Annotated in this window: 17 protein-coding genes; 1 reads left to right on the top strand and 16 read right to left on the bottom strand. The window is 33.5% G+C overall.

Annotated features, from left to right (window positions below; translation table 11 throughout):
* Nucleotides 1–37 precede the first annotated feature (37 nt).
* The 16 genes from HNQ90_RS14355 to HNQ90_RS14280 form a co-directional block, all read right to left on the bottom strand.
* Nucleotides 38–862, bottom strand: coding sequence for a universal stress protein (locus tag HNQ90_RS14355; RefSeq protein WP_144117809.1), 825 nt, complete (start codon nucleotides 860–862; stop codon nucleotides 38–40).
* 9 nt (nucleotides 863–871) lie between these two features.
* A complete protein-coding gene (locus tag HNQ90_RS14350; protein WP_144117810.1) occupies nucleotides 872–1,261 on the bottom strand; it encodes a hypothetical protein in 390 nt (129 codons plus the stop codon).
* A gap of 9 nt (nucleotides 1,262–1,270) precedes the next feature.
* A complete protein-coding gene (locus tag HNQ90_RS14345; RefSeq protein ID WP_144117811.1) occupies nucleotides 1,271–1,690 on the bottom strand; it encodes a hypothetical protein in 420 nt (139 codons plus the stop codon).
* A gap of 10 nt (nucleotides 1,691–1,700) precedes the next feature.
* On the bottom strand, nucleotides 1,701–2,120 hold the full coding sequence (locus tag HNQ90_RS14340; RefSeq protein ID WP_144117812.1) for a GreA/GreB family elongation factor: 420 nt from the start codon (nucleotides 2,118–2,120) through the stop codon (nucleotides 1,701–1,703).
* 93 nt (nucleotides 2,121–2,213) lie between these two features.
* Complete coding sequence (locus HNQ90_RS14335; protein ID WP_144117813.1) at nucleotides 2,214–2,576, bottom strand: hypothetical protein; 363 nt, start codon at nucleotides 2,574–2,576, stop codon at nucleotides 2,214–2,216.
* 264 nt (nucleotides 2,577–2,840) lie between these two features.
* Nucleotides 2,841–4,169: a sigma-54-dependent transcriptional regulator gene (locus tag HNQ90_RS14330; RefSeq protein WP_144117814.1), complete on the bottom strand. Its 1,329-nt coding sequence runs from the start codon at nucleotides 4,167–4,169 to the stop codon at nucleotides 2,841–2,843.
* Between the two features lie 3 nt (nucleotides 4,170–4,172).
* Nucleotides 4,173–5,267 (bottom strand): sensor histidine kinase, encoded by a 1,095-nt coding sequence (locus tag HNQ90_RS14325; protein ID WP_144117815.1) that lies wholly within the window; start codon nucleotides 5,265–5,267, stop codon nucleotides 4,173–4,175.
* A complete protein-coding gene (locus HNQ90_RS14320) occupies nucleotides 5,260–5,865 on the bottom strand; it encodes an HPP family protein (protein ID WP_144117816.1) in 606 nt (201 codons plus the stop codon). The genes HNQ90_RS14325 and HNQ90_RS14320 overlap by 8 nt, the downstream gene beginning before the upstream one ends.
* Before the next feature lie 325 nt (nucleotides 5,866–6,190).
* Nucleotides 6,191–7,336, bottom strand: coding sequence for an alpha-hydroxy acid oxidase (locus tag HNQ90_RS14315; protein ID WP_144117817.1), 1,146 nt, complete (start codon nucleotides 7,334–7,336; stop codon nucleotides 6,191–6,193).
* Between the two features lie 96 nt (nucleotides 7,337–7,432).
* Nucleotides 7,433–7,762, bottom strand: coding sequence for an L-rhamnose mutarotase (locus HNQ90_RS14310; protein ID WP_144117818.1), 330 nt, complete (start codon nucleotides 7,760–7,762; stop codon nucleotides 7,433–7,435).
* Nucleotides 7,763–7,780: 18 nt separating this feature from the next.
* On the bottom strand, nucleotides 7,781–9,121 hold the full coding sequence (gene fucP / locus HNQ90_RS14305) for an L-fucose:H+ symporter permease (protein ID WP_144117819.1): 1,341 nt from the start codon (nucleotides 9,119–9,121) through the stop codon (nucleotides 7,781–7,783).
* 48 nt (nucleotides 9,122–9,169) lie between these two features.
* Nucleotides 9,170–9,949, bottom strand: a complete 780-nt coding sequence (locus HNQ90_RS14300; protein WP_144117820.1) for an L-fucose dehydrogenase — start codon at nucleotides 9,947–9,949, stop codon at nucleotides 9,170–9,172.
* A gap of 17 nt (nucleotides 9,950–9,966) precedes the next feature.
* Nucleotides 9,967–10,791, bottom strand: coding sequence for an amidohydrolase family protein (locus tag HNQ90_RS14295; RefSeq protein WP_144117821.1), 825 nt, complete (start codon nucleotides 10,789–10,791; stop codon nucleotides 9,967–9,969).
* 173 nt (nucleotides 10,792–10,964) lie between these two features.
* Entirely contained in the window at nucleotides 10,965–11,822 is an 858-nt protein-coding gene (locus tag HNQ90_RS14290) for a fumarylacetoacetate hydrolase family protein (protein WP_144117822.1), read from the bottom strand.
* 31 nt (nucleotides 11,823–11,853) lie between these two features.
* A complete protein-coding gene (locus tag HNQ90_RS14285) occupies nucleotides 11,854–12,636 on the bottom strand; it encodes an SDR family NAD(P)-dependent oxidoreductase (protein ID WP_144117823.1) in 783 nt (260 codons plus the stop codon).
* Nucleotides 12,637–12,666: 30 nt separating this feature from the next.
* Nucleotides 12,667–14,328 carry a UxaA family hydrolase gene (locus tag HNQ90_RS14280; protein ID WP_144117824.1) on the bottom strand — a complete coding sequence of 554 codons (1,662 nt, stop codon included), beginning with the start codon at nucleotides 14,326–14,328 and terminating at the stop codon, nucleotides 12,667–12,669.
* A gap of 336 nt (nucleotides 14,329–14,664) precedes the next feature.
* Between HNQ90_RS14280 and HNQ90_RS14275 the strand changes: the two genes are divergently transcribed.
* The coding region (locus tag HNQ90_RS14275) for a M14 family zinc carboxypeptidase (RefSeq protein ID WP_183822366.1) at nucleotides 14,665–18,280 on the top strand (3,616 nt) is incomplete at its 3' end.

Below are 18,280 nucleotides of genomic sequence, written 5' to 3'. Positions count from 1 at the left end.
TATTCACTCCTATAAATACCAATACCTCATATTTGGATTATTGGTGAATGGCTAAAACAGGATTTTTACTTATTTTCTCTAAAACCGAAATAGCTTTAGATTGGGTTAACCCTATTTTACGGAGTAAACCAGGTTTTTTATCTGTAATACACATAATACTATTAAGGTGCGTTATAGCATAATCCTTTATACTCCTAGAGGCTTTCATGTATTCTACCTGAACGGAGCTGTTAGGGAATTTCTCTAAGTGATTAACAAACAATTTTAAGTTGTTTTTCACTTCAGCCGTTATGCTTTCTTCTTCATCTAAAACCAAAATATTTATATCGCAATTGGTGTTGCTTAAAATATTTAAAAACGCATCTACCTCTAAAGTTCTTACAGCTTGTTTAAAAGTTGACGTTATGGTTAAATTTAATTTTTTATGAATTGATGCAGCCGATGGTACTATTAAAATAGCACATGTTCTTACTTGGTCAATTATCTTTTTTACATTTTTACTAACTATTATTTCACCTTTAAGCACAATTAAATCTATACCAATTTCTTTAACCTGTTTTTCAATACCTTCAACCAAACTAGCATACTCAGAAATAACATGATAGCTATGTTTTATGTTACCGTTGTCTCCTGTAAATCGCTCTAACAATTCACCTAAATGCTGTAAAGATTCTTCTTTAGGTTTATCAAACCAATCATCTTCTGCCTGAAGCATTTCAATAGCATTTAAACCATGAGAATCGTAAGAATAGGTGTTTAGAAAATAAAAAGCACATGTTTCATTTTTAAAGAGCTTCATAGTATAATCAATGGCTTGATAACTATTTTGCGAAAAATCTGTTGGAATTAAAATCTTTTTCATGGCTTTATATTATTTACGTTGATATCGCATCAACAATTTATAAATGTGTTTTTTAAACGCGCTGTACTCCTCTATTAAGAGCATATACTGCTCACGTTTCTTTTCATGCACTTTAGCACGAGCTACATCATAGTCCGTTTTTCCATATTCCCATTCGTCTTTTAATTCCTGATTGTATTTACAGAATAAAGCCATGCTTAAAACATTTTTTCGCCGTAGTGCTTTAATTAAATTAGACACCGAAGCATTATGTATAAGCTGCTTTTCTAAAATGTGGCAACTATCTAGTTCATTATTAAATTCCTCTAATGTATACATCCATAGATTTAATTCTTTTAAATCTTTTTGAATACAAAGTCGCCTTTGATTATCTATTTTATGTAATAAAACGGAGCTCAAAATTTGGCCTTAAATTGGTTTTAAAAGTGAAAACTCGTCGTGTACTTCTTTAAAAAATTCATCTTTCACCCTTCTGTATTTATCTAAATGATAGAGATAACTACGGCGGTAACTTTCGTGTTCTGTAATGTATACCATATCGCATTGCATATCATCGCACTCTATTATTTTAGTACGCTTCATGGCATATCCGTTTAGCGCATTAAGTAGGGTTTTATTTTCTTCTTGCTTTTTAACTAATCGATTTAAAATACGGTCGCCATCTAATTTTTCATTTAATCTGATGCCATATATTCCAATGAGATTAGTAAGCTCCTTTTCTATGTAGGTTAAATGATTAATCCAGTTATCCAATTCCATAGTATTGATTTTATGTGCTATATCCACATCAGAATCATCTTTAAATATTTTTTCTCTTTCTATTTTCATAATATAGGTATTAGATAACTGGATTTAAATCTTTAAAAGTCTCTTCTTGCTCTACTTTTACTATTTTTAGTTGTTGCTTCCCAGTAGGGAAATCCCATAAAATGGTATCCCCTTCCGAGTAGCCAAGTAAAGCTGCTCCCATGGTTGCCAAAACAGATATTTTATTTTTACTTACATCTTTATTTTTTGGAGCCACAACCTGAAATGTTTTTTCCAAGCCATTATCAAAAATCAATGTAACCTTACTGTTTAAGCGAATAACATCTTTAGGCATTTCGGCATTATCAATAATATGTGCTTCCTTAAGTTCTTCACTAAGTTTTCGTAATGATTTTTTTGTTTCAAAATCGCATGAATACCCAGTGATATTAAGAATCTGTTTTACGTAAACAAACTCCTTTTTTTCTAGTATTAAACTGCCGTATCTCATCTTTATAAAATATTATTAAACAAACACTTGCTAAGTAAAAGTGCCCAAAAACATAATTTTTAATGGGTTTTAGAGCTAAATCCTTTTAATGAATTATAATTTAATTTCGTTTGCAGCTAAGGCCTTTTCAAAATTAATTGTAACAGTATTTACTGTATTAAAAAAGCGTTTACCGTCTTTACGTTTTACGTCTATTTTAGTTACTCCATTTTTGGTATCACCTACGTTAGTTACAACGACCTCTTCACCTAAAGCACCTTTATAATTGGCTATTCCGCCTCTTTTAATTATAAAATTAGCTCGTGGAAATTTAATGTGTTTGTACTCTGATGTTGAAGGGTTACCAATTTCAATTACATCTCCTTTTTCAACGGCTACAGATTTACTACCAACATCTTGGGCATTCATAGTTAAAACACCTAAACCAATAACTGTTGCTAAAACATACTTTCTCATAAATAACTTGTTTTTAATATTAGACTTTAATTAACTTTTGGATAGTTTAAAATGATCTTTAACTATTTTATAAAAATCACTTTTACACTAACCAAACTCCTAATACCAAAGACAAAAGATGTGCCCAAAAACAAATTAAACGCGCTTAAAAACAAAGAAACCCTTTATTTAAAAGGGTTTACATGACATAGAAATAAATAGCTTAAAAAGTAATGGTGGTACAAAATTTCCCGATTGAAGAAAAATGTACCACCAATAAACCAGTTAGTTAGATAGTTTTTGCCGAAGCGTTTTTCTATCTATTTGAAGAATTTTTGCTGCCTTAGTTTTATTATTACCGGCGGCACGAAGCACTTTTTCTATATATTTTTTTTCAATAACTTTTAGAGGCTGCAAGGTGTCGTCTGAAAACTCTAAGGTATATTTAATATGCTCTGGTAAATGCTCGACACCAATAAGCTTATCGCACATAATTACGGCACGCTGTATTATGTTTTCTAATTCCCTAATGTTCCCTGGCCAGTTATAACGCTTTAAAACATCTAAAGCTTCGGGAGTTATTTTAATAAATCGGTCTTTATATTCTACGCCGTATTTAAACAAGAACTTATCTACTAGCAAAGGTATGTCGTCCTTACGCTCTTTTAAGGCTGCAATATCAATCTCTATAACGGTTAGCCTATAAAACAAATCGTCTCTAAAGGTTTGGTTACCTATCATTTCTCGCAAGTCGCTATTTGTTGCGGCAATAATTCTAACATCAATTTTTTCTGGCTTTTGGGCACCTACTTTAACCACCTCTTTTTCTTGTAAAACACGTAAAAGTCTGGCTTGCACTGCCAAGGATGCATTTCCTATTTCATCTAAAAAAATAGTTCCGCCATTGGCTGCCTGAAAAAATCCATTTCTATTAGTATCTGCCCCTGTAAACGCCCCTTTTAAATAGCCAAATAATTCGGCCTCAAGTAAATTTTCAGGTATTGCACCACAGTTTACAGTAATAAAAGGAGCTCTAGCAAATTTACCTTGATAGTGAATAGCCCGAGCCACAAGCTCTTTACCCGTGCCACTTTCTCCTTTAATTAATACTGTGGCTTTATTATCTTTAATGCGTTCAATGATTTGAATGACATCATTTATTTTTTCTGAATTACCAATAATTTCGCCGTATGCTTTGTTTTTTTCTTCGGAAAGCACAATGGTTTTATCACGTTTTTCTTCCGTGATAGACATGGAAGTATCTATAGCTTCTTTTAATTCGTTTTTGGTGAATGGTTTTGTTAGATAATCGACCGCTCCAGATTTAATAGCCGAAAGGGAATCTTGAACCGATGGATAGCCTGTAACCACCAATTTTGGTAATTTAGGATAATGTTCTGAAACAAATTTTATAAGCTCGAACCCATCAATTTCGGGCATTTTTAAATCGGTAATAAGTAAATCTATTTTAGTATCGCGTAAAATAGTAACCGCCTCTTTTACCGAAACCGCTTTATAAGAATGATAATTCCAGGATTGTAAATGACGTTGTAATAATTCTAAAATATCGATATCATCATCTACAATAAGTATGTTTTCTTTACGTAATTGCATATTTTACATTTTTGGTAAAGTCACCGTAAACACAGCGCCTTTGTCTCGATTATTTCCTGCTACAATAGATCCTTTGTGCGATGCAACAATACCATGCACAACGCTTAAACCTAGTCCGGAGCCATCCTCCATAGGTTTTGTAGTAAAAAAGGGTTGAAATATTTTCTCTAAATCATCTGGTGTGAGTCCTTTGCCTTCATCAGAGATTTTTAATATAACATTTGTCTTTTTCTGAAATGCTTCAATAGTAACTACACCTTCTTTTGGTGAAAAATAAATAGCGTTAATTAACAAGTTAAAAATTATTTGAGTGAGTTGAATAGGATCTGCTTTTAGCCATAATTCTTCCTCACTAATTTTAATAGCATATTTAACATTCTCCTTTCTAAAGGTAGCATCCAGCAAATTAATAGCACTTTTTATATTTGGAACCAAGTTAACCTGCTTCTTTTCTTGAGGCATCTTACAAGAAAAGAACAATAGTTTTTTTAAAACTTCTCTTGAAAAAATAGCATTATCTATAATCTTATTTAAATCTGAAGCTACTTTTTTATCGCCTTCCAAATCCGATTTCAATAACTCTGCAAACCCTAATATATTAGCTAAAGGCGTATTAAGCTCATGAGCAATTCCTGATGTAATTTCACCCAAAATACTTAAACGATCGGCATGTTCCATTTGCCTTTTTAAAGAAGCTTCGCTTTTTTGAATTTCAATACGCTCTAATAAATTACCAACCTTTAATGCTACGTTATCTAGTAATTGCTGTTCTTCTTTTAAAAAATCATCCTGAGTTAAATTGGCTCCATTTAAACTTGCTATAATTTTACCTTTTGCCTCGTTAAAAACTCGAATATTAGATTCAATTTTAGGACGCCCTTCTGTAAGCGCATTGGTGCAAATTACTAATTCGCCATTACCCACTAATATATCGGTAGCATCCGGATATAAAAAGGCTTTTTTTAAACTAAAAGCGAACGCTTTTAAAACATTTTCAATCGATTCGAGTTCTGCACCTTCTATGATTGACGATATTTCGTAAAGGCATGTTAACTCCTTTATACGCTCTTTTAATGCCTCTTCAGTTTCTTTACTCATTTCTTTTTTTAGTTCTAAAAACTCGTGTTAGCCTGCTGTTTGTTGGGTAACTTCTATATTGTGTTAAATTATTAAAAATAAGTGCTACAACAAATAATATAATTGTTCCACTTAAAACCGGGGTTAACACATATAAATACCCCAAAGCTGTTATTTTTTCTGTACCAATAACAGCAATAAGGGCTGTTGCTCCTCCTGGTGGATGTAAGGTACGGGTTATTTGCATAGCTATTATAGATAGTGCTACTGCCAATGGTGCCGATAACCAAATTACATTAGGTAAATATTTATAGACAGTTACACCTATTATTGCCGATATTACTTGGCCTCCAATAAGATTTCGAGGTTGTGCTAGCGGACTCTGTATGGCACCAAACACCAATACACTAGTGGCGCCAAAAGAACCTATTAAAAGTATATTTTCTAACCTGTTAAACTGTTGAGATTGAATAAAAGCAATAAAGCCTATGCCAATAAACGCCCCTAAAAATGACCAAAATTGCTCGCGAACATCAAGAGCTGTTTCCTTATAAACTACATATTTTGTGATTCTAAAATTTCGATTTGCCTTTTCTACAATTGCCTTTCTTTTACTCATCGCTATTTTCTGAAAGTTTTATTTTTAAAGTGTTTATACCATCTTACAAAACACAGACACACTTAATTTCAAAGGTTATGCCCCATTTGTATCTCATTCTTAAATACTATTAGAACTCCTGATTCTAACTACTTAACAAATAAATAAAAATTTAATACAAATCTTATTTTGAGACCTATTTACTCAATCGGGTAATTATTACCCAATTTAATAATTAATATTTATTTAAAAGAGAAACCCAAGACATTTAGCCTTGGGTTTTTCTTATTTAATACTAAACATAAGCTAATCAAACAACTGCTTATGCTTTTAACACCTTAAATCTTTAAATTAAATGATTTGGTAAGTCCTCTACCTTTTCGCAACATACTTGCTCCATAACCTGCTGAAACTCTCTTTTCATTAAAGAAATGGTATGATCGCCACCTTGCTTTCCTAAAGCTCCAACGCCATACATAAACGTACGACCCATAAACGTAAATTCGGCACCACTAGCCATAGCACGTGCTATATCTGGACCACCGCGCAGACCAGAATCTACCATAATTTTAATTTGACCTTTGTACTTTTTGGCTAAGTGTGTCATTGGTACAATAGTAGATTGTCCAGCATCTAATTGACGACCACCATGATTTGATACAATTAAACCATCAACACCTAGCTCAATAGCCTTTTGAGTATCTTGTTCACTTACAACACCTTTAATAACTAATTTCCCTTTCCATTGGTCTCTTATAGACGCAATTCTATCGGTATTAAGACGGCCTGAAAATGTAACATCCATGAATTCCCCTAATTTCTTCAGGTTTAATCCTTTTGGCATATAAGGCTCTAAAGTTTTAAACGCTGGTTGCCCATGAATTAAGGTTTGAATAGCCCAATCTGGTTTTTTAAAAACTTCAAGAATATTTTTAAGACTCATTGTTGGTGGCATAGCCAATCCGTTTCTAACGTCACGAGGTCTATAGCCAAACGTAGGCACATCGGCTAAAATAACCAACACATCTGTTCCTGCTGCTGCAGATCGATCTAGTAAATCTCTTTTTACTTTCTCTTCGGCTGGATGGTATAATTGAAACCACGATTTACCTTCAGTAATTTCTGCAATACGTTCTATACTAGAGGTTGTTACCGTACTTAAAATAAACGGTACATTATGCTCCACTGCAGCTTTTGCCAAAATTTCTGGTGCATTTGGCCACATTAAACCTTGTAAACCAACTGGAGCAATTCCAAAAGGTGCATCATAGGTATGCCCAAACAATTCGGTTTTTAAATTCGATTTATCAAACTTCGATAAATATTGTGGCATCAATTCAATTTTCTGAATATCAGACCGGTTTTTATCTAAATTAATGTCCTCATTACAACCTCCATCCAAATACTCAAAAGCAAACTTTGGCATTTTAACCATGGCTCTTTTTCTTAAATCCGTTACAGAAGGATATTTAGGGTTTATTGTTAATTTCATGAGATAATAGTTATTTGATTATAGTTCTTGTTACTTCTACAAACCAGCGTCTTTTTAAGTTCCAGTTGAGCCTGAAGTTTCAAGAAAGTGTTATGTTTATAATTGATATATTTTATCCATTAGCAACCATTTTTCGCCTTTTTTAGCCATTGGAAGTGCTTGCTGATAGTTCCACATTAATGTTTCCCATTCTAGCACTTTTGGATTGTTTTCGTCCATGGCACTTTTCTTTTCAAATGAAAATTCCTTATTAACTTCCATTATCATGAACAGACGATTACCAATACAGTAAATTTCAAGATTTTCGATACCTGAATCTGTAATACTCTTTGTTATTTCTGGCCAAATACTTTCATGGTATGCCTTATACTCGGCTATTAATTTAGGGTCGTCCACTAAATCTAAAGCAAAACAATACTTTTTCATAATACTATTTTTAATTTTTTAAACGGCTTTTTCTTCATGTTTTCTAAATACATGAAATCCGTACCACGCTATGTAAGCAAAGCAAATTAACGGTAGTACAAACGAGAAATTAACCTCGGCTACACCCATTATTTTGGTATCTGCTACACCACTACCCCCGGCATCTATAATCATACCTTGTAACATAGGTAAAAGTGCACCACCAACAATGGCCATTACTAATCCTGCAGAACCCACTTTAGATTGCTCTTCGGTTAAATCGCCTAAAGCAATACCGTAAATAGTTGGAAACATTAAAGACATACAAAATGAGATTCCTACAACGCTATATAAACCTACTATTCCTTCAATAAACATAGCACTAGCCACACAAGCACCTGCTAAAATTGCGAAAAACATTAATAGTTTACCAGAGCTCATAAAACGCAACATGGCAGTACCTACAATACGCCCAACGGTAAACAATACGAATGCTATAAATTGGTATGCGAATACATCAATTTTCTCATATCCAACAACATCGGCGTTGGCTAAATCAATAGCTTCTGCATATTGATAAATATAAGTCCAGGTCATAATTTGAGCACCCACATATAATATTTGAGCTACAACACCTAAAACATACTTGCTGTTTCCTAGTAACGTACCAAAGGTATCGCCTAAACTTGGCATAACACCTTCCTCTTTAGATTGTGGCATTTTATTAACCAAAAACAACACAAAAACAGCTAGTATAACTAGTCCAAGAACCACATAAGGATCTCTAATAACAGCTAAATCTGCTACTTTAATCATAGCTCTTTTAGCGTCATCTAAGGCGCTAAAGTCTGCAATATCATCCGACTGTAACTTATCATAAACAAAATATTTAGCCACTAATAACCCTGCAATTAAACCAACAGGATTAACAGACTGCGCTAGATTTAAACGTTGTGTAGCTGTTTCTTTTGCGCCCATTGCTAAAATGTATGGGTTTGCTGCAGTTTCAAGAAATGCTAAACCAAACGTTAAAACATATAAGCCTAAACAGAAAAACCAAAATTGCTCGGTAATAGCTGCTGGATAGAATAATAAAGCCCCACCAGCATATAAACCTAAACCAATTAAAACGCCGACTTTATAAGAATACTTTCTCATAAACATAGCTGCTGGTAAAGCCATACAGAAATAACCACCGTAAAACGCCATTTGCACCCAAGAGGCTTGTACATTTGATAATTCTAGAACTTTTTTAAAGGCATTTACCATAGGGTCTGTAACCGCATTAGCAAATCCCCACAATGCAAATAAAGAAGTTACCAAGATAAATGGCACCAGTACTTTTTTAGAAACAACAGGTGTTTTTGTTATATTACTCATTATATTTTATTGGTTTAGTATTAGTTTGTAATTCTTGTTTTTTTACTATTAAATGGAACGATCTAAATGTGTGTAACCGCCATCCACATACAATAACTGCCCTGTTGTATGGCTCGATTTACTAGATAGTAAAAAAGCTACGGTATCTCCAATTTCTTCAGCAGAAGTCATTCTATTTTCTAATGGAATATTCTTTGTAATGGCTGCTAATTTTTCTTCTTTATCTGGGAACGTACTAATCCATTTTTCGTATAATGGTGTGTAACATTCTGCAACAATTAAAGCATTTACACGAATGCTATATGGCAACAACTCCACAGCCCACTCTCTAGTTAAGGCATTTCTTCCTCCATTAGAAGCTGCATAACCCGATGTACCGCCTTGACCAGTATCGGCCGTTTTAGATCCTATATTTACTATAGCACCTTTACTCTTTTTAAGTTCTGGTAAAGCATAATGCGCCATTAAATAATAATGAACGACATTACGTTTTAATGACGACATGAATCCTTCGTAATCGCCACTTTCTAATCCAACACCATCGTTTACACCAGCATTATTTACAAGCCCGTCTATACGACCATGTTTATCTACTACAGATTGAACTGCATTTTTACATTGTTCTGGATCTGTAAGTTCTGCCAACGCATAAGTAATATTTGTACCTTGGGTTTTAAATACTTCGATTACCTCATCTACACTCGCTTTATTTCTAGTAATTATTACAGGAATAGCTTCTTCGCGAATAAGAGATTCTACTATACCTAAGCCTATACCTTTAGATCCGCCGGTAACTATTATTACTTTATCTTTTAAATTTAAGTCCATTCTTACGGTTATTTAGTTTATAAATTATAATATTTTATGGCGTTTCTTCCCATGATCAATTTTTTATCTTCATTGGAAAAATCAATAAAATAATTTTCAATTAGTTGTAATACACTTTTATACTCGCCAGCCAATAAACATACCGGCCAATCGGATCCAAACATAATACGATCCGTTCCAAAAGCATTAACAATACTATCTAAAAACGGCGTAAATTGATCTGGTGTCCAATTAAAATTTTCGGTTTCGGTAACCATTCCAGAAATTTTACACGCTACATTTTTATATGCTGCTAACTGCTTAATATTTTTTACCCATTTTTCGTTTAATCCTTCTGAAATTTGAGGTTTTGCAATATGATCGAGTACAAATTTTTGGTCAGGAAATTTTTCAACTAATTTAATAGCATTTTCCAATTGGCTTGGAAACACCAAGATATCATAAACCAAATTAAAGGTACTTAGTTTACTAATACCGCGTTGAAAATCTTCACCTAAAACAAAATCGTCCTTTTCGGCTTGTACAATATGACGTATGCCTTTAAGGTTCTTGTTTTTTGAAAAATGACTTAAACGTGCTTCAACATTATCATCACATAAATCTACCCAACCTACAACACCTTTTATAAAAGGATTTTGTTCTGCACATTGAAGTAAAAATTCGGTTTCCTTTTCTGATTGATCTGCTTGCACAGCAATACACCCTTCTACATGATTAGCATCTAAAATAGGTTTTAAGTCTTTAGGAAGAAAATCTTTTCTAATAACACTCATAGTTTCATCAATCCAGCTATCTCTAACTGCATCATAAATCCAAAAATGCTGATGTGAATCAATAATCATGATATAATATTTTCTTAAATTAAATATTTAAAACAATGCTTATTTACAGATGAATTTCCGGAGGCTAATAATCTTTAAACACCCGAAAACAAGAAAATAATATTGAGCTTTTAGCAAACAGAAACATGAGACACCATTTGACGACTCATGTTTCTGTAACTAAAAAAAATTATTTATTTAGTGTATGCCTTACAAACTTGTCTTGACACACCTAAACCTTCAATACCTAATTCCATAACATCACCAGGCTTTAAATATACTGGAGGTGTTAAACCTAAACCAACACCAAATGGAGTACCTGTAGAGATAATATCTCCTGGTAATAAGGTCATGAATTGGCTAATGTGACTCACTACATACTCCACATTAAAAATAAAATCTGAAGTTGAACTATTTTGCATGACTTCGCCATTTAACTTTAACCAAAGATTTAAATTGTTAGGATCTTTAATTTCATCTTTAGTAGCAATAAATGGTCCTACAGGCGCAAATGTATCACAACCTTTTCCTTTACACCATTGTCCTGAACGCTCTAATTGAAAAGCACGCTCACTAACATCGTTATGTAACACATAACCAGCAATATGATTGTAAGCATCAGCCTTATCAACATAAGATGCTTTTTTCCCAATAACTATAGATAATTCTACTTCCCAATCTGTTTTATCGCCACCTTTAGGGATAATTACATCATCATTTGGACCTACTAACGAAGACGTCGCTTTAAAAAACAAAACAGGCTCTTTTGGTATTTCCATACCAGCTTCGGCTGCATGTTGCGCATAATTTAAACCAACACAAACAATTTTAGATGGTCTTGTTAATGGTACTCCTAAACGTACATCATCACCAACTATTGGACAAGATTTTTGGTTGTCTTTCAACCAAGCTTCAAGCTTTTCAATACCTTCGTTTCCAAAAAACTCTTCATTATAATCTGTTCCAAAAGCCGATACATCGATGATTGTTCCATCCTCTAATTGTACACCTGGTTGCTCACTTCCTACTGCTCCAAATCTTATTAATTTCATCTTATTAAGTCTTTAAATTTATATAGTATTTTTAATTTCCGTTTAATGTTACAAATCCACCATCAATAGCGTAGTTTGAACCTGTAATAAACCCAGCTTCATCCGAACATAAAAACAGTACTAAATCTGCCATTTCTTGAGGTTTACCCATACGACCAATTGGTTGTGTTTTTGATAATTTATCGAACATTTCTTCCTCTTTACCAGGGTAATTATTTTTTATAAAATTATCAACAAAAGGCGTATGTACACGACCTGGAGCAATACAGTTACAACGAATACCGTCTTTAATAAAATCTTTAGCGATAGAATATGTAATGGTTAAAACCGCTCCTTTAGTCATGGAATATGCAAAACGATCGTTAATTCCAACTGTTGATGCTATTGATGCTAGGTTTAAAATAACACCATTACCTGTTTTCTTTAAAGCTGGTAAACACGCTTTAATACAATTATAAACACCTTTTATGTTTACGTTATATAGACGATCTAAATCGGCTTCTTCACAAGCTTCAATATTACCAACATGAGCAATACCTGCGTTATTAATTAAAATATCGATAGTACCTTTATCTGATATTGACTTTACAATATTTTCAACATTAGATTGATTAGCGACATCACATTTATGAGCTGCTGCTTTTTCGCCTAAAGCTTCAATTTCATTAACAGTGTCTTGTGCAGCTTCTAGATTAAAATCTAAAATATGTACTTCTGCACCTTGTTTTGCAAAGGTTAACGATATGGCTTTACCTATACCGCTTCCGCCACCCGTGACTAGGGCTACTTTGTTTTTTAAACTAAATTTTGTCATGGTTATTTAATTAGTTTTGTAGTTTATATGTTATAAAGACATGCCGCGTTTCCATGGAATAAAATCGTCTTGTTTTAGTTGTCTTGCTTTCGTTTGCTTTCCGCTAGCAACCTCAATTACAAAATCCAATAATTCTTCGCCAGCTTGTTCAATAGTTTTTTCACCTTCTATAATAGTACCTGTATTAAAATCAATAATATCATTCATTTTATTGAATAATTTAGTGTTGGTAGATACTTTTACAACGGGTGTAATTGGGTTTCCGGTTGGAGTACCTAATCCTGTTGTGAATAAAATAACATTACACCCTGAGCCCGCTAATCCTGTTGTAGATTCCACATCGTTTCCTGGTGTGCATAATAAGTTTAAACCAGGTTTTACAACTTGCTCGGTATAATCTAAAACATCTTCTACTGGCGATGTTCCGCCTTTTTTAGCTGCTCCTGCAGATTTTATAGCATCGGTAATTAAACCATCTTTTATATTTCCTGGTGAAGGATTCATTGAGAATGCTGCACCTAAAGCTTCTGCTTTAGAGTTGTAAGTTGACATAATATGAGAAAACTTTTTTGCTTTTTCTGAATCTGTACAACGATTAATTAATTCCTGCTCCACACCGTTTAATTCTGGAAATTCTGATAACACGGTTGCACCACCAAGCCCCACAATTAAATCGGACACATAACCTAAAGTTGGATTAGCCGAAATACCTGAAAACCCATCAGATCCACCACACTCTAAACCTATAACTAGTTTAGATAGACTTGCTGGTTTTCTTTCAATCTTGTTTGCTTCCATTAACCCTACAAAGGTGTGCTTAACAGCATCTGCTAATAATTCTTTTTCTGAAACACTTTGTTGCTGCTCTAATACATAAACAGGTTTTGTGTTAGCTGATGCCATTTTTGATAAGGCATCTTGAAGTATACTTGCCTGCGCATGTTGACAACCTAAACTTAATACTGTTGCTCCTGCTACATTAGGATTATTAATATAACCTGCTAATAAGTTACACAAGGTTACAGCATCTGAAGTTGCACCACCACAACCACCATCGTGGGTTAAAAACTTTACACCATCTACATTAGGAAATAACATGTTTTTAGAAGCATCTTCACCTTCTTTTAAAATATCCTTTTCTAAAATTGCTTCCGCTGAAACTCCTGATTTATAATCGCTAATTAAAGCATCAACATCTAATCCTAAATGTTGTTTTTTTCCGTAACCTAATTTTTCAACTAAAGCTTGCTTTAAAACCTCCACATTTCTATTCTGACAAAAAACTAATGGTATAATTAACCAATTGTTTTCTGTACCTACTTTGCCATCTCCTCTATGGTATCCATTAAATGTTTTATTAACAAATTTTGAAATATCTGGAGCGAGCCAAACTTCTTTTTCGTTAGTATCGTTCACACCATAACTTTCGGTATCATGCACTAGATTGGTCGTGCTAATCATATCACCCTTAGCGATATCTTTTTTAGCTTTACCAACTAGAACACCATACATGTAAACCAAATCTCCTTTTGCTAAAGTTTCGGTTACAAATTTGTGCTTAGCAGGAATATCGTTTTGTAAAACATAAGTTTTTGAGTCGTAAACAACTTCTGTTCCTTTTTTTAAATCTGCCAATGCAACGAGAACATTATCCTTCTCGTGAATTTTTAATATTTTTTGATCTGATTTCATAATACGGTTATGGTAATTACAATATGGTACAATAGTAATACAAAAAAACACCGTAGTCTTCCTAAATTTTGACTCAATATGGTACTTATTTTGCTCTACACCTATCTAAATATGAAATACAGCAATTATTAAATCAAAATACAGCAATTTCATCTGTTTGATAATGAGATTGTAAATCATTAATTCGTTTTTAATTATTCATGCCATAAGAGTAGTACTTTATGACCTAAATCAAATAAAAATATGTATTTCATCGATTTTTTTAGCACTTCATGGATGATATTTCAATTATTATCCTATATTCGCCCCACAAATTCATTCAATCCCCTAAATCTGATGAAAAAAATTACTCTACTAAGTGCTATTCTATTGTTAATGGTGCAACTTACATTCTCTCAAAATATTAGCGCAAAGAGAATTAAAATAAACAATCCAACTAAAGACCAACTCTTAAAAGTTAAAGTTGCTGGTATTGATTTAGCCTGTGGCGCAATTTTTAAAGACAATAGTTTAATTTTAGAACTAGGTGAAGGAGAATTAGACGCTTTATATCAACAAAATATACCATATACTATTATGGTAGAAGATCTAATTGAATATTATAAAAAGAAAAACGAAATAGAACTTCCTATAGCTAAAGCTGCGTTAGAAGCAAAAAAAGCTAAAAAATTAGCTAATAAATCCTTAAGTACTAAAAGTAAAAGTATAAATAACTTTATTCAATATGAAGGCTGTACAGAAGTAGACTGGGACGTACCAACCAACTTCAATTTAGGAAGTATGATGGGATGTTTAACATATAGTGAAATGTTAGCAGAACTAGACCAGATGCGGGCGTTATATCCTAATTTAATATCCGTAAAAACAGATGCTTCTCCTGGGACTGTAACCCACGGTAATTCTTATACTAATAACGGCACTTATGATACATGGGCCGGTCAACCTATATATTATGTAAGAATATCTGACAATCCAGATACAGATGAACCTAACGAACCAGAATCTTTATACTCTGGCATGACACACTCTAGAGAAGTAAGTTCTATGATGAACTTGATTTACTATATGTGGTATGTATTAGAAAATTATAACACAGATACGGGGATTAAAAATTTGGTGGATAATCATGAAATGTATTTTATTCCTGTAGCTAATCCAGATGGATTAATGTGGAATGAGCAAATTGCACCATCTGGTGGTGGTTATCAACGTAAAAACTTAGGACCTTATAACACAGGTAACAATAACGTAAGAGGTGTTGATTTAAACAGAAATTACGATTATTTTTGGGGAAGCCATAGCATTTATGCCAATGGTGGTGTTGGCTCTTCTGGAACACAAAGTAGTGGTACTTACAGAGGCCCTTCTGCTTTTTCTGAGCCAGAAACTCAAATTGTTAGAAACTTTTCGGCAACTAGAGAATTTAAAACAGCCATGAATCATCATGCTCAATCAAATTTAATACCTCACTCATACAACGGTTACCCAGGTGCACCATCATCAGGAAGGGAAGCTGAATATCATAAGTTTTGTCATGACATGACTAGATTTAACAGATATATTTACGGTGAAGCTCCAGATATATTAACAATTGCAAACGGCGACATGAGTGATTGGATGCTTGGTGGAGCGACTGATTTAAACGGATCTAACGGTTCTGGACAAGGTATTTTAGCCTTAGCTCCTGAAAACGGAGCACATGACGGTAGTGAAGGTACGTTTTGGCCTAGTGCAACACAAATTGTAGATATAGCTCAAAGAGCCGTAAGAATGAATTTTGTAAATGCATACCATAGCGGAAAGTTTGCTCAGTTTCATGATTTAAATTCTAGCGATATTACAGCTACTGCAGGTAACTTAGAATTTGGGTTAGAATATTTAGGACAAACATTAGGAGATATAACATTAAGTATAGCTCCAATTTCCCCTAACAATAATATCAGATTTACTTCTTCTACTTTCGATTTAAGTAATGACGCCCCTTATACTTCTGTTCAAAGTAGTTGGAACAAACTAGAGCAAAGAACTATTTCGGTACCCTATGCTTTAAAAACATCTATAGTAGATAATGAAAAAATTGAATTTGAAATTACTGTTACTAATGATGATGGCTATGTCATGTATAGAGCTAACATTATAAAAACTTTTAACCCTAATGTATTATTCCAAGATAACCCTGATACAGATAACTTAACCAATTGGACAGCTTCTGGAGGCACTTGGGGAACAACAACAGATGCCTATTCGGGTACAAAAGCTATTTCTTATGCGCCATCTGGTTCATATGCAAATAGTCAATCTAATAGAAGGTTAACACTTAATTCTACAATAGATTTATCTAGTTCAACAGCATCAGTAATTCAATTTTTCGCAAAATGGGATTTAGAACGAAATTTTGATTTCGCTCAAATTCAAGGTTCTACAGATGGTTCTACATGGATCCCGCTTTGCGGTAAATACACTAAACCCGGTGCTAGCGAAGCGACTAATAGATATACTTCCACCTACAGCTCTAACACAAGTACAGGTAAAAGTACTAACGACAAAAATAATCAAGCCTCTGCTGGTTTAGTTTATGATGCCGATACTATGGATAAATGGGTCATGGAAGAGATAGCAATAGATGCCACAGAAAATAGTTTTTTATTAGGTGCAACAAATGCTCGTTTTCGTTTTGTTTTTGATTCAGACAGTAATAATAGAGCAGATGGCTATCCAACTACTTTTGATGGATTTAGTTTTGATGATTTCAAAGTAATTAGTTTAGAGATACCTTGTGTAACAGATGTTCCTACGAATGTTTCAGCTTCAAGTATAACAGGTACTAGCACAACAATAAATTGGGACAATACCCCATCAGCAACTTACGATCTTAGATACAAAGAATCAACTTCTGGTACCTGGATAGATGTATTGAACATATCAACAACAACTCATAACTTAACAGGACTAAATAATTCAACAAATTATGACGTTCAAGTGCGTAGCAAATGTGTAAACAATTCTAATTATTCAGCTTCAACACAGTTTTCAACAGCAGTTTCATATTGTTCTGCAGACGGTGACGATGGTACATATTTCTACATAGATAATGTATCATTTGGATCTATAGATAATAATTCTACTGGTAATACTTCAGGCTATTCTAATTTTACATCGTTAAGTCATAATTTAATTCCAACAGGTAGTACTGAAACAATATCGATTTCTAAACATTATACAGGAACTCAATATGAATTAGCTACATCTGTTTGGATAGATTTTAATCAGGATGGTGATTTTACAGATTCTGGAGAACAAGTTTTAAGCAACCCTTCATCTACTACAAGTCCTATTACTGGCAATATTACAATTCCTAGTAATGCATTAGCTGGCACAACTAGAATGCGAATTATTCAAAAGTATTATAACATAACAGGTGAATTTGCTAATGACCCTTGTGAATCATTTAATTATGGCGAAGTTGAGGATTACACAATCAATATTAAGTCAAATGACCCTATAGCTTCATGTCAAAATATTGATGCTACATTAGATGCTACAGGCAACGTAACTATAACCGCAGCAAATCTTGATGATGGAACTAGCTTTGGAGATTTATCTATTGATATTTCTAGTTTTACATGTGCAAATATTGGCACAAACAATGTAACATTAACAGCTACAGATCCAAGTGATTCTGGTAACACTCACACTTGTGTTGCTGTTGTGACAGTAATTCAGCAAGATGCTCCTACCCAAACTAACTGCTGGGATAATTATACATATAATTATACTACCTGTGTTTGGGAAAACCAAGGCACTCAACCTGCGGAACCTACTACCGAATTAGAATGTTGGGAAACTAGAAGCTTTAACGATACAACTTGTGCGTGGGAAGTAACAGGTACACAACCTACAGAACCTACTACCGAATTAGAATGTTGGGAAACTAGAAGCTTCAACGATACAA

Origin of the sequence: Algibacter amylolyticus (assembly GCF_014202225.1) — a bacterium.
Lineage (GTDB): Bacteria > Bacteroidota > Bacteroidia > Flavobacteriales > Flavobacteriaceae > Algibacter_B > Algibacter_B amylolyticus.
This window is presented reverse-complemented; position numbering and strand designations above follow the sequence as displayed.

Excerpts from the sequence above, each read along its gene's own strand:
- HNQ90_RS14355 (WP_144117809.1), bottom strand. The coding sequence starts at position 862 with ATGAAAAAGATTTTAATTCCAACAGATTTTTCGCAAAATAGTTATCAA.
- HNQ90_RS14345 (WP_144117811.1), bottom strand. The coding sequence starts at position 1,690 with ATGAAAATAGAAAGAGAAAAAATATTTAAAGATGATTCTGATGTGGAT.
- HNQ90_RS14340 (WP_144117812.1), bottom strand. The coding sequence starts at position 2,120 with ATGAGATACGGCAGTTTAATACTAGAAAAAAAGGAGTTTGTTTACGTA.
- HNQ90_RS14335 (WP_144117813.1), bottom strand. The coding sequence starts at position 2,576 with ATGAGAAAGTATGTTTTAGCAACAGTTATTGGTTTAGGTGTTTTAACT.
- HNQ90_RS14330 (WP_144117814.1), bottom strand. The coding sequence starts at position 4,169 with ATGCAATTACGTAAAGAAAACATACTTATTGTAGATGATGATATCGAT.
- HNQ90_RS14325 (WP_144117815.1), bottom strand. The coding sequence starts at position 5,267 with ATGAGTAAAGAAACTGAAGAGGCATTAAAAGAGCGTATAAAGGAGTTA.
- HNQ90_RS14320 (WP_144117816.1), bottom strand. The coding sequence starts at position 5,865 with ATGAGTAAAAGAAAGGCAATTGTAGAAAAGGCAAATCGAAATTTTAGA.
- HNQ90_RS14315 (WP_144117817.1), bottom strand. The coding sequence starts at position 7,336 with ATGAAATTAACAATAAACCCTAAATATCCTTCTGTAACGGATTTAAGA.
- HNQ90_RS14310 (WP_144117818.1), bottom strand. The coding sequence starts at position 7,762 with ATGAAAAAGTATTGTTTTGCTTTAGATTTAGTGGACGACCCTAAATTA.
- fucP (WP_144117819.1), bottom strand. The coding sequence starts at position 9,121 with ATGAGTAATATAACAAAAACACCTGTTGTTTCTAAAAAAGTACTGGTG.
- HNQ90_RS14300 (WP_144117820.1), bottom strand. The coding sequence starts at position 9,949 with ATGGACTTAAATTTAAAAGATAAAGTAATAATAGTTACCGGCGGATCT.
- HNQ90_RS14295 (WP_144117821.1), bottom strand. The coding sequence starts at position 10,791 with ATGATTATTGATTCACATCAGCATTTTTGGATTTATGATGCAGTTAGA.
- HNQ90_RS14290 (WP_144117822.1), bottom strand. The coding sequence starts at position 11,822 with ATGAAATTAATAAGATTTGGAGCAGTAGGAAGTGAGCAACCAGGTGTA.
- HNQ90_RS14285 (WP_144117823.1), bottom strand. The coding sequence starts at position 12,636 with ATGACAAAATTTAGTTTAAAAAACAAAGTAGCCCTAGTCACGGGTGGC.
- HNQ90_RS14280 (WP_144117824.1), bottom strand. The coding sequence starts at position 14,328 with ATGAAATCAGATCAAAAAATATTAAAAATTCACGAGAAGGATAATGTT.